This window comes from Faecalibacterium intestinale (assembly GCF_040096575.1).
Lineage (GTDB): Bacteria > Bacillota > Clostridia > Oscillospirales > Ruminococcaceae > Faecalibacterium > Faecalibacterium intestinale.
Genome location: NZ_JBBMEN010000048.1, coordinates 1 through 5,138 on the forward strand (window position 1 = coordinate 1; position 5,138 = coordinate 5,138).

At 49.1% G+C, this 5,138-nt stretch carries 4 protein-coding genes; all 4 read right to left on the reverse strand.

Annotation, left to right across the window (positions count from 1 at the left end; all coding sequences use genetic code 11):
* Positions 1–34: 34 nt before the first annotated feature.
* The 4 genes from WMO20_RS14180 to mobQ all read right to left on the reverse strand — a co-directional run bounded on the left by WMO20_RS14180 (position 35) and on the right by mobQ (position 4,874).
* Positions 35–1,672, reverse strand: coding sequence for a recombinase family protein (locus WMO20_RS14180; protein WP_349187282.1), 1,638 nt, complete (start codon positions 1,670–1,672; stop codon positions 35–37).
* 81 nt (positions 1,673–1,753) lie between these two features.
* The gene (locus WMO20_RS14185) at positions 1,754–1,936 is read right to left on the reverse strand and encodes a hypothetical protein (RefSeq protein ID WP_349187283.1); all 183 of its coding nucleotides are present in this window, start codon (positions 1,934–1,936) and stop codon (positions 1,754–1,756) included.
* A gap of 223 nt (positions 1,937–2,159) precedes the next feature.
* The gene (locus WMO20_RS14190) at positions 2,160–2,501 is read right to left on the reverse strand and encodes a replication initiator protein A (RefSeq protein WP_156060343.1); all 342 of its coding nucleotides are present in this window, start codon (positions 2,499–2,501) and stop codon (positions 2,160–2,162) included.
* 795 nt (positions 2,502–3,296) lie between these two features.
* Positions 3,297–4,874, reverse strand: coding sequence for a MobQ family relaxase (gene mobQ, locus WMO20_RS14195; protein ID WP_435387776.1), 1,578 nt, complete (start codon positions 4,872–4,874; stop codon positions 3,297–3,299).
* Between the last annotated feature and the right edge of the window lie 264 nt (positions 4,875–5,138).

The following is a 5,138-nucleotide window of genomic DNA, read 5'->3' on the forward strand; positions in this document are numbered from 1 at the left end:
AGGATAGTTCTCGGAGGTGACTTTTCTGACTTTGTTACTCGATGGCATCCAATGGGCCGATAAAGCGGTAGAAAATCTGGATTTTCTGGACGTATTCGCCATCGACCTTTTCCGCTCTGGATACCAGAATCTTGTCAATCAGCTGATGCAGAATCTTATAGTTCAGTTCGGTGATACCAGCGTATTTGCTGACTTCATCAATAAAATCCTGAATCTTGTCCAGCTGATCGTGTTCAGCACGGCCTTCCCGCTCGTACTGCTCAATCTTCTCGGTCAGTTCAGCCTGTTCTTTGTCGTAGCGATCTGCAAGCATTTGAAAACGTTTCTCCGGGAGAAGTCCCTTTGATACGTCCTCATAAAGTTTTGCATACAGGTCTTCGATTTCTGCGATTCGTGCTTTACACTGCTTCAAATCCCGTTTGTGCTGCGCCCGGTCAGAGGACACCCGGAGGTGCATCTGATTTGCAATCTTCTTCACAAGGGCTTCCCGATTGCTCACAGCGGCCTTTGCGTGTGCCTGAATGTCCGCAAAGACAGCTTCATGCAGAACACGGGCTTCCAAATTATGCGAGTCACAGGCTTTCGCACCATATTTCCGATAAGTGCTGCAACAATAAAAGGTCTGATCCAGAACACTGTTACGTTTGCGCCTGTGCTCGACCTTGACTAACATCGTTCTGCCGCAGTCTGCACAGCGGACGATGCCTTTGAAGATATTGTCGTAGTCGGTCTTATCGCACATAAAACTACTGGAACGGCTGTAAAGGATTCGCTGCACGTTCTCCCAACGGTCTTGTGGGATGATTGCTTCATGTGTATTCGGAACGATAGCGCGTTCTTCAAACGGAATATAACGCCGCTTTTTGGATTTCATGGACACGGTGGGCTTGGCTTCGTAGATGATGTGTCCGGCGTAGACTGGGCTGTGCAGAACCTGACTGATATAGGCACTGTCCCAATCATACATCTTTTCATCATCAATAAAGCGGCCAAACATCTCTTTCTTGTAGTAACACGGCTTCAAGACTTTTTCATCGTGGAGCCGCTTGGCGATGCGGTGAAGCCCCAGCCCTTCCTCTGCCATTGAATAGATATACTCAACAACGGGGGCGGTGTTCGGGTCGATCACAAGGTGATTGTGGTCGGCAGGGTCTTTCTGGTAGCCAAACGGTGCGCCGCTGGAGATATACTTTCCGCTTTTCTTGCGTGTCCGAAGGGCACTCTTGATTTTTCGGGAAGTGTCTTTGGCGTACATTTCATTGATGATGTTTCGGAACGGGGCAATATCCATCTGAGATTGCTCGTTGGAATCATAACCATCGTTGATTGCAATATAGCGGACACCGTGTTCAGGAAAGAAGATTTCCATATACGTTCCGGTTTCGATGTGGTTGCGTCCAAGTCGGGACTGGTCTTTGGTAATGACTGATGCCACCTTTCCTTCCCGGATATCATCCAGAAGTTCCTGAAAGGCAGGGCGGTCAGAGTTCGTACCGCTGTAACCATCATCAACATAGAACTGGCAATTCCCGAAACCGTTGCGTGTGGCATACTCCATAAGCATCGCCTTTTGAGTGCGGATGCTCAGGCTTTCGCTGTTTGAACCGTCATCTTTTGACAGTCGGCAGTATAAAGCAGTTACTTTTTTGTCCTTTTCCATGTGTACCTCCATAATGGAAAAGAGACCTCATCAATCACATTGTAGCGGATGCTGCGTGATGATGCAAGCCCTTTTCCGCAGTAAAACGTCCAATTAGCCAGCGGCGAGATACGATTCGGCAGTTTTACGAATTTCTTCTTCCGCAAGCCGCTGAAAAAGCGTATTCATCGGCACATTGCCGATATAATGGCGTTCCACGATTAGGCGCACGGACTTCGGACTTCTCGGCGCACGTTTGCGTGTGGTGGGTTCCTTCTCAGATTTTTCTTTGTTCAAGGGCAGACCTCCTCATTCATGTGGTGCAAATACGGAAAGGAATGGATGGATTCTATTCGTTTTTCTCTTTTTGTTTTATTACGTTGGTTAGGTGAAAGTTTTCTTTGATACAGTCTTAAAGGCTGCTATACTGCATAGAAAAAATATCTTTTGCAGATGCCATTAAGAATCTGCATCGCAGAATCGTGATTTTGGCGGTTCTTGAATCGTGAAAAACGCAGAACTATTCAACATTTGGAATTTTCACAAAGATGTGATTGGGCGAAGAAAACCGCGTTCGTCTGCGCTCAATCAATCCTGCAGCGTCCAATTCCTTAAGCGCACTGGAAACACTGACAGTGCTGCGCCCTAGCTGCTCAGCCAAAGAGCAAATCGTAAAAATGACAAACACGAAACCACATTCATCTATCCAGAGATTTTTCTGCGAGAGCGTGGCACGGTCGAGCAGCAGCACATAAGTCATTTTTGCAGTCTGGCTCAGGTCAAGTTCCAAAAGGAAGCGTGGGTATGGGAGAAACGGCGGCAGCAGAGTTTGCGTGGTAAGATATTCTGAAATGTTGATCACCTCCAGCTGAAGCAGAAATCAGAAACAAAGAGTATGTAACGAGAATTGGTGGGTTCCAATTCTCCAGTCGCAGAAAAGCACGAAACAAGTGCTCAGCTGCGTTAATAAGTTAAGGTCTCCCATATTGGTCCTCGACTTCCCTAGGAGTGGGGAATCGTCCGGCGGCGGACTTGCACCGCACCATTGGCATTTCAGCCACCCCGTCTTCGTTATGACCGGGCTGCGAGTTACAGAAGTACCTTTTGTGAAGTACCGGACGATTGAACTATTCACTTGTCAAGGAACATATGGAAGATTTCTGGACTTTGACGGACGAAAAACATCCTTCTACTTGGTAGCCGATGAAAAAGGCCATTTCGTAGCATTGCAAGCAATTTTGTAAACAAAACGTCATAATAGTCCGAGAATGGTCTTGAAAAAGATGCCCTACACTTGGTAGGCATCGAGAACGCCTGTTTCGTAGCATTGGTGAGAAACTTGTAATTGAATTGTAATTCTTGAGACCAAATCTCCGCTTTTGAAAAATCCTCTCAATAGGTAGGCAACGAAAACAGCCCAAAGACAACCATCTTTTTGAGAATTAACAAAAAGGTCACAAATGACCGGCTTTCAAAGAGGCGCTTCTACTATTAACAGAAAAAGTGGCCTAAAATGGGGGGTGTTGGAGAAAATTTCTGCCTTAAAAGTACGCCTCTACTCACTAGCCAGCGAGAATAGCCAAAAGCCAGCAAAAAACAAATGAATTATGTACTTCTGCCACTGATTGCAACGGCATATCGGTGACAGAAAGATCGTTTAGAGCGATTCTTCGCGGTTTGGGGTGGTAGAAATCGTTTTGTAGTTGGACTTTTTCTGCTGAAGCTGCTCCAGCTGTTTCAGCACCGATTCCTTCTCCGGGGGCTTGCCGCCCGGTGTGGAAAGCTGCTGCTTATTCAGCACCATGTCGATATACTTGCGGATATTTTTCAGGGCGGAGATGTCCGGCTGCAAGGTTTCCAGTTGGGTACGCAGTTCTGCGCTGCTGGATTGCAGCGCAGAAAATTCGGCATCCAATGCCGAAAAATCCACCGCTGTGCTACCGTTCAGCTTCATCAGGGTGCGAACGGCTTTGTTGAATGCGTCCAGCTCGTCCTTGTGCTGGGCGGCGTAAGCGTCCTTGGTCAGCTTAAAGTTTTTCTTAATAAAAGTGTCGTGGACGGGTTTCAGCTTGGCATGGACGGCCGCAGCGTCCTTGATTTGAGCAATCGAACGCATACGGTTCTCGTTCTGCTTCAACTGCTTGCGGAGAGGGGCGATGGTCTGGTTCAGGTTGGAAATTGCGGTATCCAAATCCTCGATGATGTTCAGAGAATGGGCTTTCAGATAATCAACAGCCTGCATAACTTCGTTGAGGTCACGGGCAGTACATTTTATCTGCGCCCTGCTCGACCAATCGCTCCGCTGATCATTGCGAAGGTTGAAGTAATCCACCAGCAAGTCGGACAGCGTGGGTTCTTTCGCCTTTTCCAGAGCGTCCAGAAGAAGCTGCTTCTTTTCGTTCAGGTCTGCGATCCAGCGTTGCAGCCCACGAATCGCACTGCGGATGGACTGTATCAGGCTGTTGGCGGCTCGAATATCCCGATTGAGATTTCCGAGAAAGGTTTCCACTCCACGCTTTTCCATCTGGTGTGCCGCAGGACCGAGATGCACGGTCGGTATCTGCTGGATGCCCTGCCGCTCAAAGGAACGGAGATCAACACGCTCCGGTCTGCCTGCAGCTTCCAGATAGCGGTTGGTGATGGTCTGCCAGCCATGCCGCCAGACCTCGGCGTACTTCTGGTCGTTCCAGTCCACCGTGTTTTCTTTGTGGCATTTCCAGTTGCCGGATGGGAGTTGGATGCGCTCTTCGTTTTCATCAAGGTCGTACACCTTTCTGGCTTTTGGAAGCCACTTTCCGTGTTCGTCCATTGCCCGGAGCGTCAGCAGAATGTGGGCGTGTGGGTTGCCATCTCCCTTGTCGTGAATGGCAAAGTCGGCGATCATGCCCTTGGATACGAATTGCTCCTGACAAAACTCCCGAATCATTTTCAGATACTGTTCTTTCGGAACCTCCACTGGAAATGCCAGCACGATGCGCCGGGCAAGTTGGGAGTTCCACTGGTTCTCCACGGCTTCCACGGCGTTCCAGAGGGTTGCCCGGTCTGCAAATCCGGGCGGCGCATGGGACGGCAGCATGATCTCGGCGTGGACAAGCTCTTTCTTCTTGTTGTAGAATTTTGTTTTCTGGTCGTACTCGCTGAACAGCCGTTCGCCGCTTTGATAAGCGGCCCCGGCAACAGCGGACTGTCCTTGGCTGCGCTTGACGATGGTGATTTTGAAATGCGGACACGGAATAGGCATCACCTCCAAACAAAAAGACCGCCCAGCAAGATTGCTCTTGATGAACGGTCTGGAATCGTATTCGGTTTTGCTCGCCGCCTTGGAGCGGAGTGCTGTGCGCTTCGGTCTCAGGCGGGAGCCGCAAAAGGATAGCTGCAAAGCAGCGCAAGGAAAATGCAGTTTTCCTTGGGATGGAATCGGGCTGGCGCACAAACGCCAGCTTCGATTTCATCGAGCCGTCTGCAAGACCGCAATTTCACCGGAACGGTGTATAATTGC

Coding starts and splice junctions, on each gene's coding strand:
- WMO20_RS14180 (WP_349187282.1), bottom strand. CDS start 1,672: ATGGAGGTACACATGGAAAAGGACAAAAAAGTAACTGCTTTATACTGC.